Below are 15,850 nucleotides of genomic sequence, written 5' to 3'. Positions count from 1 at the left end.
CGGAGCGATTCGTGCCGCTATAACTGCCACTGTTTCCCGCATGACCACTTCGATGAGTCCCCCTGCCACTTCCTCCCGGCCACTGGCCGGTCGCGGCGCCCTGATCACCGGAGGATCGCGCGGTATCGGTCGCGCCATCACAGCCGAGTTGGCTGCCTCGGGTGCCACTGTGGTGTTCACCTATCACACGCGGTCGGAAGCTGCCGAGACGTTGGTTTCCGAGATCGCCGCACGCGGCGGACGCGCGTCGGTGGTGCGGCTGGATCTCGGCGATCCCGACCAGGTCACCGCAGCATTCGCCGCCGCAGACACCGCGTTCCAGCAGGGCGGTGTCGGGCTCGACATCCTGGTGGCGAACGCCGGTGTGTTCACCAGTGCGCCACTGGCCGAGGCGGGCATCGAGGAGTGGAATCGTGTGATGGCCGTGAACGCCCGCGGTACGTTCCTCGCCCTTCAGCAGGCGGCGCCGCGGCTGCGCGACGGGGGACGGATTCTCACCCTCTCCACGGTCGGCACTCATTGGCCGAGTCCCGGGGAAGCGATCTACGCGGCGAGCAAGGCGGCAGTCGAACAGCTCACCCGCGTCGCCGCACGCGAATTCGGACACCGAGGCATCACGGCCAATACCCTCTCCCTCGGTCCGACCGACACCGACCTGCTCCGCTCCAGCGCGCAACCGGGCGCTCTGGACGCGGCCGCGGCGATGACCGCGCTCGGACGCATCGGCCGGCCCACCGACATCGCGGACCTTGTGGCCCTCTTGGTCGATCCGGACAACCGATGGGTCACCGGCCAGAACATCCGTGCGGACGGAGGGCTGACTTGACAGCTCGTCCGGGGCGCGCCATGGAGGCTGTTTCCGCCGCACCACAGCCGGTGGTGACCCCGGCCGGGCTGCGCCGGGTGCTGGTGGTGCTGTGCGTCACCGAAATCACCAGTTGGGGAATCCTGTTCTACGCCTTTCCCGTGCTGCTCGGGCAGATCACCACCGACACCGGATGGCCGGCCACCACGCTCACCGCGGCGTTCTCCGCCGGACAACTCGTCGCCGCCCTCACCGGGATCCCGATCGGGCGCTGGATCGACCGCCACGGTCCCCGTGGAGTGATGAGCGCGGGCTCGATCCTGGCGATCCCGGCGCTGACCGTGGTCGCGACCGCAGCGCACCCGGTGTGGTTCTTCGCCGGCTGGCTGTTGACCGGCATAGCCATGGCAGCGATGCTGTATCCCCCCGCCTTCGCCGCGCTGACCCGCTGGCACGGCCCCGACCGGGTTCGTGCTCTCACGGTGCTCACCTTGGCCGGGGGCATGGCTTCGACGGTATTCGCCCCGTTGACCGCCACGATCTCCGCGCACGTGGACTGGCGGGCGACCTATTTGGTGCTCATGGCGATTCTGGCCGTGGTCACCGTGCCCGGGCACTGGTTCGGGCTGCGGCTGCCGTGGCCACCCCGCCCGGTCGCGGAACCCGAGCACGCGCATCTCACCGATCCCGGCCCGATCGCGCGTAGCCGCTGCTTCCTGACGCTGGCGCTCGCGTTGAGCGCCGCGGGGTTCGCGTCGTTCGCGGTGGTGGTCACCCTGGTTCCGCTGCTGACCGAACGCGGTCTCGGCAACGGCCTGGCGGCGGTCGCGCTCGGGCTCGGCGGCGCCGGGCAGGTCGCCAGCCGGATCGGTTACTCCGCGTTCGCCGCGCGCACCAGCATCCGCACTCGCACCGTGGTGATTCTGCTGGCCATCGCCGCGACCACCGCGCTGCTCGGTGTCTTCACCACCGCGTGGACGTTGATCCCGGCTGCGATAGCCGCCGGCATGTCGCGCGGAGTGTTCACCCTGTTGCAGGCCACCGCCGTCAGCGACCGCTGGGGAACCGGGCACTACGGGCACCTCACCGGTCTGCTCGCGGCACCGCTGATGATCACCATGGCCGCGGCGCCGTTCGCCGCCGCCGCTCTTGCATCCGTCCTCGGCGGCTATGCCACGACCTTCCTGCTCCTGTCCGCCCTCGCCGCCGTAGCCGCCGCTCTGTCGACCGCGAGCGTCCCGAAAACCGGACAGAAGTGACTATTGTGACCGACCTCATCCCCGGCGGCACGCTGGACCGGGTGCTGGTGCGTGGCGGCCGCGTGCTCTCGGCGGACGGCTCGAGGGAGAATACAGACGTGAGCGACGCAATCAGCCAGGAGTCCGAACATCAGCTCGGCGTTCCGGCGGTCGCGGCGGCGACGGGTGCGGTGGCATTCGCCGGCTCCTCGACGAGCTGAAACGGTTGCGTAGGACGCTGGAAGAAGGATTGGAAGCTGTGGAGATTCCCGGAGCAGGAGACGGCACGTCGAAAGTCACCCGACTACCGCGACGCCCGCGGCGTGTGGCGGAAGAGGCCGGCGAGCGTCTCCACAAGACTTGGCGCTCGGAACGTGGTTCCGTCTACGACCCCGCACCGACCAAGCCCGTACTGCGATCGGAACTGCAGCGGGAGACAGGGTGGTGGCCGGTCGACCCCGGCGCGGCGCAGCACTCGGCTCCCGCGGATGATCCGGGCAGTGCCCAGCCGGGCGGGAGTGTCATCGACCTCGACGCGTTGCGGCGGAAACGAGCTGGTGACGATGCTCCGGCCGCCGGTATCCGGCGCATGGCCAAACCGCGCCGAATAGGAAAAGGTGCAGGCGAGAGATCAGGCACCGGAGGCGAGCCCGACAGTGGTTTCAGCGGCGATCCCGATGCTCCCCGCGTGGACCGACCTGTCGACCCACGCTGACTCTCCGCAGGCCTGCGCCACACCCACACATCCCCCGAGGATTCGCACGCATCGCGTGAACGATCCCTTCAGCTACGCCGACGTCGGGCCGCTGCTCGCGACGGCGGGCTACCGAGTGATCGTGCCCTACTTGCGCGGTTACGGGCCGACGACCTTCCGATCCGAGCGGACCGTGCGCAACGGCCAGCAGTCGGCGATCGCCCGCGACGTGGTCGATCTCATGGACGCGCTCGGTATCGATGATCTGGCGCAACGCTTCACCGCAGTGGGAGTTCGACGAGGCCACCCACGACCGCAGCGCGGCGGCGTTCGACAATCCCGACCACGTCGACATCGTCATCCACAACTACCGCTGGCGCCTCGGACTGGCACCGGGCGAATCGCAGTACGACGGCTACGAGCAGCAGCTCGCGGCCGCTCCGGCCATCGCGGTGCCGACCATCACCCTGGCCAGTGATTTCGACGGCGCGGCCAAGGACGGCCCGGCCTACCGCGGCAGATTCACTGGCCGCTACCAGCACCGGGTGCTCGACGGCATCGGGCACAACGTGCCGCAGGAGGCTCCGCAGCCCTTCGCCCCCGAGATGTGCTCTGTGTCACAGTCCGAATCTGCTGTGACGTATTGACCACCGCCGATCTGTCCAGCATGGTGGCGGGAGGTTAACAAGCGCTCAGTAACTTGCTCGAGAGGTACAACAGTCATGCCCGAAGCCGTCATCGTCTCTGTCGCCCGGTCACCGATCGGTCGCGCCGGCAAGGGTTCCTTGCGGGATCTGCGGCCCGACGACCTGGGGGCGCAGATCGTGCGGGCCGCGCTGGCGAAGGTGCCCGCCCTCGGACCGAACGGCATCGACGATCTGATGCTCGGGTGTGGCCAGCCCGCCGGTGAGTCGGGCTTCAATCTCGCCCGGGTGGTGGCGATTCTGGCGGGCCTGGATCGAGTGCCCGGCACCACGGTCAATCGGTACTGCTCGTCGAGTTTGCAGACGACCCGGATGGCGCTGCACGCGATCCGAGCCGGCGAGGGCGACGTGTTCATCTCCGCCGGTGTGGAAACCGTGAGCCGCTACGGCAGGGGCAGTGCCGACGGGATGCCCGGCACCGAGAACCCCGCATTCGCCGCCGCGGTGCGCCGGACCGAGAAATTCGCTGCGGGAGGCGAGGCTTGGACCGACCCGCGCACCGAGGATCTGCTGCCCGACATCTACATCGCGATGGGGCAGACCGCGGAGAACGTGGCGCAACTCTGCGGCGTGAGCCGTGCCGAGCAGGACGCTTTCGGTGTCCGCAGCCAAAACCTCGCCGAGGCCGCCATCGCCAACGGGTTCTGGGAGCGCGACATCACCGCGATCACCCTGCCCGACGGCAGTGTCGTCTCGAAGGACGATGGCCCCCGGCCGGGCGTCACCCTGGAGAAGGTCGCCGAACTGAAGCCGGTATTCCGGCCCGACGGGACGGTGACGGCCGCCAACTGCTGCCCGCTCAACGACGGCGCGGCGGCGGTCGTGATCATGTCCGACACCAAGGCCGCCGAGCTCGGCCTGACGCCGCTGGCTCGGATCGTCGCGACCGGAGTCAGCGCGCTGTCGCCCGAGATCATGGGTCTGGGGCCGGTGGAAGCGTCGAAACAGGCGCTGGCCCGAGCCGGGATGACCATCGACGACGTCGACCTGGTCGAAATCAACGAGGCCTTCGCCGCCCAGGTCATTCCCTCGGCGCGGGAACTGGGCGTCGACTTCGACAAGCTCAACATCAACGGCGGCTCGATCGCGGTCGGTCACCCGTTCGGCATGACCGGCGCCCGCATCACCAGCACCCTGATCAACTCCCTGCAGTTCCATGACAAGCAGATCGGCTTGGAAACGATGTGCGTCGGCGGCGGCCAGGGCATGGCGATGGTGCTCGAGCGCCTGTCGTAACCGCTGACTCCACAAAAGGACGCATTGATGAACAGATTCGAAGGCAAGACAGCGATCGTCACCGGCGCGAGCCGAGGCATCGGGCTCGGCATCGCACAGCGCTTGGTGGACGAGGGGGCGAGAGTGGTGATCACCGCCCGCAAACAGGACGCCCTCGACGAAGCGGTGGAAACACTCGGCGGGCCGGACCGCGCGCTGGCCGTCGCGGGCCGTGCCGATGACGTCGATCACCAGGCGGAGACCGTCGCGCGCGCGATCGACACGTTCGGCAGCGCCGATCTCCTCGTCAACAACACCGGCATCAACCCGGCGTTCGGGCCGATGGTCGATCTGCCGCTGGATGTGGCCCGCAAGATCGTCGAGGTCAACTGCCTGGCCGCGCTGTCGTGGGTGCAGCAAACGTACCGGGCCTGGATGAAGGACTTCGGGGGCGCGATCGTGAACGTATCGTCGGTCGCCGGTCTCAAGCCGGCGCCGGGCATCGGCTTCTACGGTTCGAGCAAGGCCATGCTCACGCACATCACCCAGGAACTAGCGGTCGAACTCGGCCCGCACCTGCGCGTCAACGCCGTCGCCCCGGCAGTGGTGAAGACGAAGTTCGCCACCGCTCTCTACGACGGCAGGGAGGACGAGGTCGCCGCGGCCTACCCGCTGAAGCGGCTCGGCGTGCCCGAGGACATCGGCAGTGTGGTGGCGTTTCTACTCTCCGACGACGCGAGCTGGCTGACGGGGCAGTTGCTGGTCGTGGACGGTGGCGTCACGCTGACCGGTGGGGTCTGACATGGCGCGGATGAAGGCGTGGCGAGTCCACGAGCTGGGCGAACCGGGCACCGTGCTCCGGCTCGACGACGTGGAAGTTCCGGAGCCCGGCCCGAGCCAGGTCGTCGTGCGCGTCTCCGGCGCCGCGGCGAACTTTCCCGATGTACTGATGTGCCGCGGCCTTTATCAGGTCCGGCCGCCGTTGCCGTTCACGCCGGGCGTCGAAGTGTGCGGCGAAGTGGTGGCGCTCGGTGCCGACGTGACCGGGATCGCCGTCGGCGACCGGGTGCTCGGAGGCGCGGCGCTGCCCCACGGTGGTTTCGCGGAATTCGCCGTGCTGGAGGCCACCCAGACCTTCCCCGCGCCGCCGTCGTTGGACGACGCGGAGGCGGCCGCGCTGTTCATCGGCTACCAGACCGGCTGGTTCGGGTTGCATCGGCGCGCCGGATTGTCAGCGGGCGAGACCCTCCTGGTGCATGCCGCGGCGGGTGGCGTGGGCAGCGCCGCGATCCAGCTCGGCAAGGCCGCGGGCGCCCGGGTGATCGGGGTCGTCGGCGGTGCTGAAAAGGCGGCCTACGCCGAGGCTTTGGGTGCCGATGTGGTCATCGATCGCCGCCGGCGGGACTTCGTCGACGTCGTCAAGGACGTAACCGGCGGTCGTGGTGCCGACGTGATCTACGACCCGGTCGGCGGCGAGGTGTACCAGCGGTCCACGAAATGCGTTGCCTTCGAAGGACGCATCGTAGTCGTCGGATTCGCCGGCGGCGAGATCCAGACCGCCGCACTGAATCACGCACTGGTCAAGAACTATTCGATCCTCGGTCTGCACTGGGGTTTGTACAACACCCAGGATCCGGCCGCCGTCGCCGAATGTCACCGCGCGCTGACCGCACTTGCCGCCGACGGTGCGATCCGTCCCCTGGTCAGCGCTCGGCTGGGGCTGGAGGACGTCGCCGACGCCGTGCAGCGACTCGCGGACGGCGAGACCGTCGGCCGAGTGGTCTACACACCCTGAGTAATTTCCGATCACATCTTCGAGGAGTATTCATGACCGATCCGACACAGCGCACCGCGGTCGTCACCGGCGCCGCACGCGGAATCGGCGCCGCCGTCGCCCGGCGGCTGGCCGCCGACGGTATGGCGGTAGCCGTGCTCGACCTGGACGAGGCCGCCTGCAAGACGGTCGTCGACGAGATCGAGTCGGCCGGTGGCCGCGCGCTCGCGGTCGGTGTCGATGTTGCCGACGAGGCCGCCGTCACCCGGGCGGTCGATCGGGTGGCCGCCGAACTCGGCGCACCGACGGTGCTGGTCAACAACGCCGGGATCCTGCGCGACAATCTGCTGTTCAAGATGAGTGTCGACGACTGGGATGCCGTCCTGAACGTGCACCTGCGCGGCTCGTTCCTGCTGGCCCGGGCGGTGCAGGCGCACATGATCGAGCAGAAGTGGGGTCGCATCGTGAATCTGTCCAGCACGTCGGCCCTCGGCAACCGTGGCCAGGCCAACTACGCGGCCGCCAAGGCCGGACTGCAGGGATTCACCAAGACACTCGCACTCGAACTCGGCAAGTTCGGCGTCACCGCGAACGCGGTCGCCCCCGGTTTCATCGAGACGGAGATGACCGCGGCCACGGCGGCACGGATGAACATCTCCTTCGAGGAACTCAAGACGGCGATGGCCGCCCAGATCCCGGTCGCCCGTACCGGCACTCCCGCCGACATCGCGCACACCGTGTCTTTCCTGGTGAGCGAGGGCGCCGGATTCGTGTCCGGCCAGGTGATCTACGTGGCCGGCGGCCCGCGGAACTGAAGCGAGGAAGGAGAGCTGTGCAGGTATTTCAGGGCCTGTCCGAGCTGGAGTCCGCAGTCGGGACCCACCTCGGATACAGCGAGTGGCACACGGTGACCCAGGAACAGATCGATCGCTTCGCCGAAGCTACCGGGGATCACCAATGGATCCATGTGGATCCCGCGAAAGCCGCCGCCGGACCGTTCGGCACCACCGTCGCCCACGGGTTTCTCACCCTCTCGTTGGTGCCGATGCTTGCCGGACAGGTGTACGCGGTGCGGGGCTTGTCGATGGGCGTCAACTACGGCACCAACAAGGTGCGATTTCCGACGCCGGTCCCGGCCGGATCCCGGGTTCGAGCCGGTGTGGAACTGGTCTCGCTCGTGCCGGGCACGATCGGGTCACAGGCGGTGACCCGAGTGACCGTGCAGCTCGAGGGCTCGGACAAGCCCGCGTGCGTGGCCGAGACGGTCGCGGTGCTGGTGCCGTGATGAGCGATCCGGAACTCGGGGCCGATCTGTTCGGCGAACAAGAGGAGATCACGTGACAACAACCCGGCAGGTGCGGCTCGCGAAACGGCCGTCGGGGCTGCCCGACGCGGGCACATGGAACCTGACAACCGAGGAACTGCCCGCGCTGTCCCCGGGCCAGATCCTGGTCGAGGTGGATTTCATCTCGCTCGACCCGGCCATGCGCGGATGGCTGAACGACGTGCGCTCCTATGTCCCGCCGGTGGGTGTCGGGGAGGTCATGCGGGCGCTGGACATCGCGACCGTTGTCGAGTCGACGCATCCGGACTTCGCCGTCGGCGACGCCGTCAGCGGAACTTTCGGCGTGACCGAATACGCGATCCATGACGGCAGGGGGGTGCACAAGGTCGATTTGCGTGCGGCGGCCGGTCCGACCTGGCTGGGGACGCTCGGAATGCCGGGAATGACAGCGTATTTCGGTTTGCTCGAGGTCGGCGAACTGCGAGCCGGAGACACGGTGGTGGTGTCCGCGGCCGCGGGCGCCGTCGGCAGCATCGCCGGTCAGATCGCAAAGATCAAAGGGGCAAGAGTCATCGGGATCGCCGGCGGCGCCGAGAAGTGCCGGATGCTGACCGAGGAACTCGGCTTCGACGCGGCCGTCGACTATCGGAGTGAGGACGTCCTGCTGCGGCTGCGGGAGGTGGCTCCGGAGGGGATCGACGTCTACTTCGACAATGTCGGCGGTGACATCCTCGATGCCGCGCTGGCCAACCTCCGGCGTGGCGCCCGCATCGTCCTCTGTGGTGCGATCTCGGCGTACAACGCGGAAAGACTCCCTCCGGGACCTTCGCGGTATATGTCGCTGCTGGTCCACCGGGCATCCATGACGGGCTTCGTCGTTTTCGACTATGCGGATCGTTACGGTGAGGCGGTCGCGGAGATCTCCGATTGGCTGGCCGAGGGCAGGATCAAGAGCAGGGAGCATGTCGTGGACGGCGGTGTCGCCCGCTTCGGTGAAACCTTGAACATGCTGTTCACAGGTGCCAACACCGGCAAACTCGTGCTCGCTGTGTAGCGCCATACTGTCCAGGTGACCGATACAGAGGACCGCTCCCGCGCGGACCAGACCCGAGCGCGGCTGCTCGACGCGGCGGTGGTCGCCTTCGCCGAACGCGGCTTCCACGGCTCGACGACGCGCGACATCACATCGATCGCCGGAGTGAGCACGGGGGCGATCTACGTGTACCACCGTTCCAAGGAAGAATTGCTCTACGAGATCTCGCGCGCCGGTCACCTGGACACCCTCGAGCGCGTCCGCGCTGCCATCGCATCGGCACAAGACCCCGCCGAACAACTGATCACCGTGATGAGAGAGTTCACGATCCATCACGCACGCGCCCATACCGTCGCCCGGATCATCAACTACGAGCTCGCCGCGCTGAGCCCGGAACACCAGCAGGAGATCAAGGAAACCCGGCGTGCGATCGAAGGAGAGGTCCGGAACCTGATCGAGCGAGGGGCGGATGCCGGGGTGTTCGAGAATTCGAACATCCATATGGCCGCGACCGCCCTGCTTTCGCTGGGAATCGATATCGCGCGCTGGTATCACGAGGGTGGTTCCTGGTCACCGGAGGACATCGGCGATTACTACGCGGACCTCGCGTTACGCATCGTGGGCGGTCGGAGGCCGAGTCCCCCGGAAGCCGGTCGATCGTAAGGATCTCGGGATACTCAGCTGCGGAGCGACGGCACGCGACATCGCGGGAGGACCGAGCCGGCATGCACCGGCCTTTTCGGAACGTTCGACGGATCAGACGCTCCGGCGAGGGTCTGGGCTGCGCGGCGACAGCCCGAGTCCAGGCGAGCATGCCGATACACGGCATGCCGACGCAGGAGGCAGTAGATACCCGGGCGGCCGTGACCAGAATCGCCGCTCTGTGATGCTCCCCCGCCGCGCCAAGACGGGGCACATAGTGGGACCTTATAGCGACTTGGACCGATCAGTCACCATCGCGAAGAGTGATCCGATCTCGCAAGCCGCAGAGATCAGTAGGGCGGCGACGGTAGACGTGTGGAATCCGCGGCGCGGAGAACGTAGTTGCCGCTCCCGATGATGTCGTGGTGCTGATGGTCGGCCGGGCAAACACCCGAGGCTGCTGGAGTCTTGCCGTCGTAGAACAAGCCCGAACACTTGCGGCACCAGCGCCACTTTTGTTCTCCGCCTACCCCGTCTCGATTGGTCACGTCTTCCAGTCGGTAGTTGCCGGATCCGAAAGCCACGTGACCGGGTTGCTCACCGAATTGCGGTGCAGGGCAGATTCCGTGAAAGCCGAAATTCCCTTCGAACCAGAGTCCTTGGCACTGCCGACACCATCTCCAGTCGGACTGGCCCTGTCCGCCGTCGGGGTCTTCCTTGAGGATGTAGTCGCCGGTTCCATCCTCATGGTGGCCGCCGTCGAAGATATCGCCGGCTGGGCAGCCACCGCGCGTACCGTTGCCCGAGAACCAGAGTCCACTACAACGCGCACACCTTCTCCACAGGCGCTGTGTTGCCGAGGCCGGCCCAGCGTTCTCTATCCCGAAATAACCGGCAGCAGTGATTATTCCGACTCCTACAGCCATACGCAGTAGCGTGCGCCGCGGAATAGGTATCGAATCGCTGGTCGTCATCAGATCCACGGTCCTCCCCGGACACGGATTCTTCGGAGTCGCTTCTCCAAGCCAGGATGCTACCGCCGAAACAGTACGAGTACAGAGGTTTTCACCAGCCGTCCCCTGGCCGATACACCGACGAGAACGGAAGCCGGACCACGATCAGCCCCAGTGCAGTGGAGGCGGAGATCGGCCGAGTCGCCGTGTCGTGTATCCCGGTGGTCGAAGCGGCCCGGCGTTCCGTGGCGCTTCACCTTCGGTACGCCCGACAAGTTCGCCCACAGCGCTGCGCCGATCGCGCGGCGGTAGCATCATCAGGGAGTGAACGACATTCCGCTGGTGACGGTTCCGCCGTTTTCGGTGCTCGCCACCGGTATCGTCGCCGACCCGGTGGCCGTGGCGCGGCGGTCGCGGTGTGTCGATGTGGTCGTACTCGGAGCCGAGCACGACTTGCTTCACCTCGTCATCGAGAACGACACCATTGTCGCCACCGCACACGTCGCGGTGCCCTCCCGGCCGGTAGGTCGACCGACGCTCGTGAGCTGGGGTGCGGACCGTCTGGATTTGTTCATACGCGACGCCGAGACGCGGCTGTGGCATTGCGAATACACCGGCTGTTGGGGGATGTGGCGGCTCGTCCGTTCCGAAGGCGCGGTGTCGGACGCGAGCGCCGTCAGCTGGAGCCGTGGCCGGTTCGATCTGTTCGCCACCGGCGCCGCCGGGATGCTCGAGCATTATTGGTATCAACATCCGATCGGGCTCATGGGGCCGGAAAGCCTGGCCGGCCAAGTGGTCGGACAGCCGGCTGCTGTAGTCACGAGTCTCTACGGGGTGGAGGTGGTCGCACGCGGGAGTGACGACGGGGTGCTGCGCCGTCAATTCCACGTCCCGGAAGAACGCGCCCACGAATGGACGTCGACACCCATGCTGCCCGGCCGAGCTACCTTCGATATCGGTCCGGCCGTGGCTGCGGCGACGGGAGAACCGTTGAGCTGTACCGGAGATCCGACGATGGTGTGGTGCCGCGGTCTCGGGTCGACGGAGAATCGACTCGTTGCCTTCGCTCGACATCATGATCAGCTCCTCCAGCTAGAACCCAGAGCCGAGCGACTGTGGCGGACCGGGCACTGCGACAAAGTGCTGACTGCGCCCCCGGCACTCTCCGATCCGGTGGCCGTCGCGGCAAGTCCGTGCCGCATCGATGCGTTCTTCGGAGTCTCGGCCGGAACGGTCGGTTGGGTGACGACGCGCATCCTGGACGCGGGCGCGTCGTCGACGGTTGTCCAGGTCGTCACCGATGGAATCGCCTCGGTCGGTCGACCTGCCGTGTGCTCGGGGCGTCCGGGACGGCTGGACATCTTCGTCTGCACGGTGGACGGCGACCTGCGGTACGGATGGTGCGAGCTGAACGAGGAGCACTGGAATGCGCGGAGCTGACTGGCGGCGGGCATTGGTCGCGGTACGCACTGCCGACGGTGTCACCGTCGGCGCCGGATTCCTCGTTGCCCCGCGATTCGTCCTGACCTGCGCTCACGTCGTCGGCGACGCAACCGGAGTGGACGCCTCGGCGGTGCGGCGGCCGGTTGCCGATCTGTCGGTCGAATTCACGCAAGCCCGCGGTATCGCACCGATGTCCGCAGCTGTCGTCGGCTGGTCACCCGTATCCGATGTGGAGGGCGGTGACATCGCGGTACTGACGCTCGCAGCGCCGCCGCCGATCGAGCCGATCCAGCTACTCGACTCCGACACCCTCCGCGGCCACCGGTTCCGGGTGTACGGCTTCCCTGACGGCCACGACGCGGGTCTGTGGGCCGGAGGTGTGATCAGTGATCGTGTGAGGGGCGGTTGGTATCAACTCGAAGACGTCAAGGTGCCCGGTTCCGCTATCGAAGCCGGCTTCAGCGGTGGTGCGGTGTACGACGAGACAGCCGATCGAGTTGTCGGCATGGTAGTCGCGCGCGATCGCGCCGCCGCCCGCAAGATCGGTTTCATGCTCCCGACTTCGCTCCTTACCCGCACCCTGCGGGACGTGGGCGTCGAGGTCGACCGGTCGGTCAGCACGGCCGCCACGCTCTCGAATGTTCCGGTGCTACCACCCCAGTTCGTCATTCGGTCCGAAGTGGAGGCGGTCATTTCGGCGTTGCGAGGGGATGGGTCCGATGGTGGACGCGTCGCGGTCGTCGGTATGGGCGGGGCCGGAAAATCGGTTCTGACAGCGGCGGTATGCCGCGATGACCGAGTACGAGCGGACTTCCCCGACGGTGTCGTCTGGGTCGAACTCGGACCCCACCCGGTCTTGCCGACCAGGCAGGCACAGGTGGCGGCCGCGTTCGGGCACACCGGGACGGTCTTCGCCGACGCTCAGCAGGGCCGAGCACTGCTGAGCCGGCTTCTGACGGGACGTCGATATCTCCTCGTCGTAGACAATGTCTGGTCCGCGACGGATCTCGGCGATCTGGATGTCGTCGAAGCACCCGCTCGACTGGTGTTCACCACGCGCGACGCCGCCATCGCACGGGGCCTCGGGTCATCGTGCTTCGAGGTGCAGGAACTCCCCCTGCGCCAATCTCTGTCCTTGCTGGCCAAATGGGCACGCACCACAGTGGAGGCACTCCCCCGCGAAGCCGCGGAGATCGCCGCCGAATGTGGATATCTCGCCCTGGCCATGGCAATGGCCGGTGCTATGGTCGCGGGTCGATCGGAGCGCTGGCGCGGGGTACTGCGACGATTGCGGGAGGCCGATCTCGGCAAGATCACCCAGCAGTTCGGCAATTACCCCTATCCGGATCTGCTTCGCGCGATCAGCGTCGGCGTGGACGCCCTTGACCCGGACGACCGGCAGCGCTACCTCGAACTGGCGGTATTCGCGGATCGCGAACCCACTGTCAGCGCGGCGCGAGCGCTATGGGAGCGCACTGGACTCGACGACCTGGATGTGACGGAGCTACTCGACCGCCTCGCCGACCGATCGCTGATCCGGTTCGAAGGCGATGACAGATTCGGCCTGCACGATTTACAGATCGACTATCTGCGTCGCCAGGTCGCCGACATGGCCGGGTTGCACCAACTGCTCGTGGCGGCGTATCGCGCTCAGGCTCCGGACGGGTGGCAATACGGTCCGGACGACGGATATTTTCATCGTTCCCTACCGCATCACCTCGTCGCCGCCGGAGAGATCGGCCAGCTGCGCGGTCTGTTGACGCAACTGGGCTGGCTGCAGGCCGTTTTGGGGGCGGCGAATGCGACGGAAGTGCTTGCCGCGTACCGACTACTGCCCCGAACCGACCCGATCGCTACGGTCGGTGATGCCCTGCGGTTGAGTAGCCATGCCCTGACTCGAAGCCGGGCGCAGCTCCCCGCGCAGCTTGTCGGGCGCCTCGGCGATTCGGTATCGCCGCAGGTCCAGGAGCTCGTTGCGGCCGCCCGGAATTGGGAGGGCGAGCCATGGCTGCGACCGCGATCCGCCGGCTTGACCGCTCCGGGCGGCCCACTGTTGTTCACGTTGGTCGGGCACACCAGCTCGGTTCGTGAGGTGGTGCTCACGCCGGACGACCGGTACGCGGTGTCCGGTGGCTGGGACGGGAGCATCAGGGTCTGGGACCTGGCCGACGATGGCCGAGAGCTATACCACCTGCGTGGCCACGAGGGAGGCATCTGGAGTCTCGCCGTATCTCCTGACGGGCGCTGGGTTCTGTCGGGATCCGCCGACGGCACGATCCGGGTCTGGGATCTGACAGATGGCAGTCTCGGCAATGTCCTGCGTGGTCACGACGGCGCGGTGTGGTCGATCGCGCTCGTGCCGAAGAGCACGCTGCTCGCTTCGGCATCGGTGGACGGCACTGTGCGAGTGTGGGATTGGCCGACCGCCACCGCGAAGGGCGTGCTCGAGGGCCATCGCGGAATCGTCTACACGGTGCGCGCCGCCCCCGACGGAACCACGATAGCGTCGAAATCCGAGGATGGAACGCTTCGCGTCTGGGATGTTCGCGATCTCTCCTCGAAGTGGTGTTTCGACACCGCCCACTATGGCGTGCAGTCACGCGCCATGGCGCTGACCGATCGCCATGTCCTGTTCGCTACCGACAACGGCGTCGTACATTGCTGGGATCACACCAACGGGACGTCCCTCGGGGCCGACCGGAACCCCGTCCGAGGACAGGTGTGGTCGCTGGAGGTGACGCCGGACGGCTCCACCGCCGTCCTCGGCAGCGCCTCGGGTGCAGTGGAGCTTCTGGACATCGGACCGGGGCTCGACACCGTGGAGCTCGGGAGACATACCGGGTGGGTTGAGATGGTGGCTTTGTCACCCGACGGACGTCACGTGCTGTCCGGTGCCGACGACGGCATCCTGCGATTGCGCGAACGGTTCACGGCCGAATCGCCGGCTCGGGCCTTACGCGGTCACACCGGGTGGATTGCCTCAGCCGCGTTCAGTTCCGACGGCACTCGCGTCGTGTCCGCGGCACAGGAGCCGACCTTGCGGGTCTGGGATGTGACAGCGGCAGCAGGGCGGAGGGATTCGACGCATGCGGCCTGGATCGGATCGCTCACGGTTGTCGACGCTGGAACACTCGTAGTGACCGCGGACGATGGATCGATGTCCACGTGGGATCTTCGAACCGGCCGAAGGACGGGTTACTCGGTCACCGCGTCACCAGCCGTGGCAGTGGTCGAGGTACCTCGACTTGGTTGGCGGGTATTCGGCCGAGGCGGTGACGCTTCGTCCCTTCCATTGCCGGACAACGACACCCGGATCGATCCGTGGCACGACACCGGCACGGAAGGCTTCCGAAGGGAGTTGTGCGGGGTCGTCGTCCGCGCCGGCCATCTGGCCATGGCGACAACTGCCGGACTGCGGTTTGTGAACCTGACCGGTGCGATGTCGAATCCGGCCGGTTCTATAGTCGAGATAGATCTGACCGAGCCCCCACACATATCGGTGCCCGGATTCGAGGACCACCACATCGTGGTCGGTGGCGTGCGAGGTCAGGTCGGCGTCTGGGATGTGAGAACCGGAGAGCGAACTCGGTGCTATCGCGGCACCGGAGGCCCGGTCATCAGCCTTGCCTGCACCGAGCATCGCATCCTGTCCGGATGCGTCTCGGGAGTACTGTCGGCGTGGTGCCTCGACATGGCCGAACCCGTCTGGGAGCAGCACGCCCACGACTCGCTACTGACCGGCATTCTCGTGGTCGGGCAACAGGTAGTGACCTGCGGTGGCGACGGCGCCGTGCGGTCCTGGCGGATATCCGACGGTGAGCCGCTCGGCGTTATCGCCGAAATGAGCGAACCGGTGCGCGCGATCGCCGCACTGGGCGATGACCGGGGCCTCGCGATCGCCGCTGGCGACCGCGTGACCGTCTACGACATGGGGTCGGCGACGGAAACCGCCTGTTTCAGCGGTGACGGCCGGATCACCGCCATCGCGGCGCTGCCGGACGGCGGTATCGCGTGCGGTGAGGCGGCCGGTGCCGTGCACATCCTGACGATGTGCGAACGATGAG

At 67.1% G+C, this 15,850-nt stretch carries 13 protein-coding genes and 1 pseudogene; 13 read left to right on the top strand and 1 reads right to left on the bottom strand.

The features are described from left to right. Positions 1-40: 40 nt before the first annotated feature. The 11 genes and pseudogenes from ACWEKR_RS03830 (at position 41) to ACWEKR_RS03780 (ending at position 9,411) form a co-directional block, all read left to right on the top strand. Positions 41-826, top strand: a complete 786-nt coding sequence (locus tag ACWEKR_RS03830; protein WP_452353156.1) for an SDR family oxidoreductase — start codon at positions 41-43, stop codon at positions 824-826. Between the two features lie 20 nt (positions 827-846). Next, positions 847-2,064, top strand: a complete 1,218-nt coding sequence (locus ACWEKR_RS03825; RefSeq protein WP_452353436.1) for an MFS transporter — start codon at positions 847-849, stop codon at positions 2,062-2,064. Positions 2,065-2,069: 5 nt separating this feature from the next. Next, positions 2,070-2,264 carry a hypothetical protein gene (locus tag ACWEKR_RS03820; RefSeq protein ID WP_452353155.1) on the top strand — a complete coding sequence of 65 codons (195 nt, stop codon included), beginning with the start codon at positions 2,070-2,072 and terminating at the stop codon, positions 2,262-2,264. A 525-nt stretch (positions 2,265-2,789) separates the two neighbouring features. Further along, positions 2,790-3,384: pseudogene (locus ACWEKR_RS03815) on the top strand (alpha/beta fold hydrolase); the annotation flags it as partial. A 75-nt stretch (positions 3,385-3,459) separates the two neighbouring features. Then, the gene (locus tag ACWEKR_RS03810) at positions 3,460-4,677 is read left to right on the top strand and encodes an acetyl-CoA C-acetyltransferase (RefSeq protein WP_452353154.1); all 1,218 of its coding nucleotides are present in this window, start codon (positions 3,460-3,462) and stop codon (positions 4,675-4,677) included. A 24-nt stretch (positions 4,678-4,701) separates the two neighbouring features. Further along, positions 4,702-5,457: an SDR family oxidoreductase gene (locus ACWEKR_RS03805; RefSeq protein ID WP_195089412.1), complete on the top strand. Its 756-nt coding sequence runs from the start codon at positions 4,702-4,704 to the stop codon at positions 5,455-5,457. A gap of 10 nt (positions 5,458-5,467) precedes the next feature. Beyond that, positions 5,468-6,451, top strand: a complete 984-nt coding sequence (locus tag ACWEKR_RS03800) for an NADPH:quinone oxidoreductase family protein (RefSeq protein WP_452353435.1) — start codon at positions 5,468-5,470, stop codon at positions 6,449-6,451. 32 nt (positions 6,452-6,483) lie between these two features. Beyond that, positions 6,484-7,245, top strand: a complete 762-nt coding sequence (fabG, locus tag ACWEKR_RS03795) for a 3-oxoacyl-ACP reductase FabG (protein ID WP_452353153.1) — start codon at positions 6,484-6,486, stop codon at positions 7,243-7,245. Positions 7,246-7,262: 17 nt separating this feature from the next. Continuing rightward, a complete protein-coding gene (locus tag ACWEKR_RS03790) occupies positions 7,263-7,715 on the top strand; it encodes a MaoC family dehydratase (RefSeq protein WP_452353152.1) in 453 nt (150 codons plus the stop codon). Positions 7,716-7,767: 52 nt separating this feature from the next. Next, positions 7,768-8,769 carry an NADP-dependent oxidoreductase gene (locus tag ACWEKR_RS03785; protein ID WP_452353151.1) on the top strand — a complete coding sequence of 334 codons (1,002 nt, stop codon included), beginning with the start codon at positions 7,768-7,770 and terminating at the stop codon, positions 8,767-8,769. A 15-nt stretch (positions 8,770-8,784) separates the two neighbouring features. Further along, positions 8,785-9,411 carry a TetR family transcriptional regulator gene (locus tag ACWEKR_RS03780; RefSeq protein ID WP_452353150.1) on the top strand — a complete coding sequence of 209 codons (627 nt, stop codon included), beginning with the start codon at positions 8,785-8,787 and terminating at the stop codon, positions 9,409-9,411. Positions 9,412-9,740: 329 nt separating this feature from the next. Here ACWEKR_RS03780 and ACWEKR_RS03775 read toward each other — a convergent pair whose 3' ends face one another. After that, on the bottom strand, positions 9,741-10,364 hold the full coding sequence (locus ACWEKR_RS03775; protein ID WP_452353149.1) for a hypothetical protein: 624 nt from the start codon (positions 10,362-10,364) through the stop codon (positions 9,741-9,743). A 303-nt stretch (positions 10,365-10,667) separates the two neighbouring features. Here ACWEKR_RS03775 and ACWEKR_RS03770 point away from each other — a divergent pair, with 303 nt between their 5' ends. Both ACWEKR_RS03770 and ACWEKR_RS03765 read left to right on the top strand, forming a co-directional pair. Further along, positions 10,668-11,783 carry a hypothetical protein gene (locus ACWEKR_RS03770; RefSeq protein WP_452353148.1) on the top strand — a complete coding sequence of 372 codons (1,116 nt, stop codon included), beginning with the start codon at positions 10,668-10,670 and terminating at the stop codon, positions 11,781-11,783. After that, entirely contained in the window at positions 11,770-15,849 is a 4,080-nt protein-coding gene (locus ACWEKR_RS03765) for an NB-ARC domain-containing protein (protein ID WP_452353147.1), read from the top strand. The genes ACWEKR_RS03770 and ACWEKR_RS03765 overlap by 14 nt, the downstream gene beginning before the upstream one ends. Position 15,850: the final 1 nt, after the last annotated feature.

Source organism: Nocardia sp. NPDC004573 (assembly GCF_053602135.1).
This window is presented reverse-complemented; position numbering and strand designations above follow the sequence as displayed.

What these genes read in the sequence shown, in the direction of transcription:
- ACWEKR_RS03825 (WP_452353436.1), top strand. Translation starts at nt 847, where the DNA reads ATGGAGGCTGTTTCCGCCGCACCACAGCCGGTGGTGACCCCGGCCGGG.
- fabG (WP_452353153.1), top strand. Translation starts at nt 6,484, where the DNA reads ATGACCGATCCGACACAGCGCACCGCGGTCGTCACCGGCGCCGCACGC.
- ACWEKR_RS03800 (WP_452353435.1), top strand. Translation starts at nt 5,468, where the DNA reads ATGAAGGCGTGGCGAGTCCACGAGCTGGGCGAACCGGGCACCGTGCTC.
- ACWEKR_RS03830 (WP_452353156.1), top strand. Translation starts at nt 41, where the DNA reads ATGACCACTTCGATGAGTCCCCCTGCCACTTCCTCCCGGCCACTGGCC.
- ACWEKR_RS03810 (WP_452353154.1), top strand. Translation starts at nt 3,460, where the DNA reads ATGCCCGAAGCCGTCATCGTCTCTGTCGCCCGGTCACCGATCGGTCGC.
- ACWEKR_RS03775 (WP_452353149.1), bottom strand. Translation starts at nt 10,364, where the DNA reads ATGACGACCAGCGATTCGATACCTATTCCGCGGCGCACGCTACTGCGT.
- ACWEKR_RS03765 (WP_452353147.1), top strand. Translation starts at nt 11,770, where the DNA reads ATGCGCGGAGCTGACTGGCGGCGGGCATTGGTCGCGGTACGCACTGCC.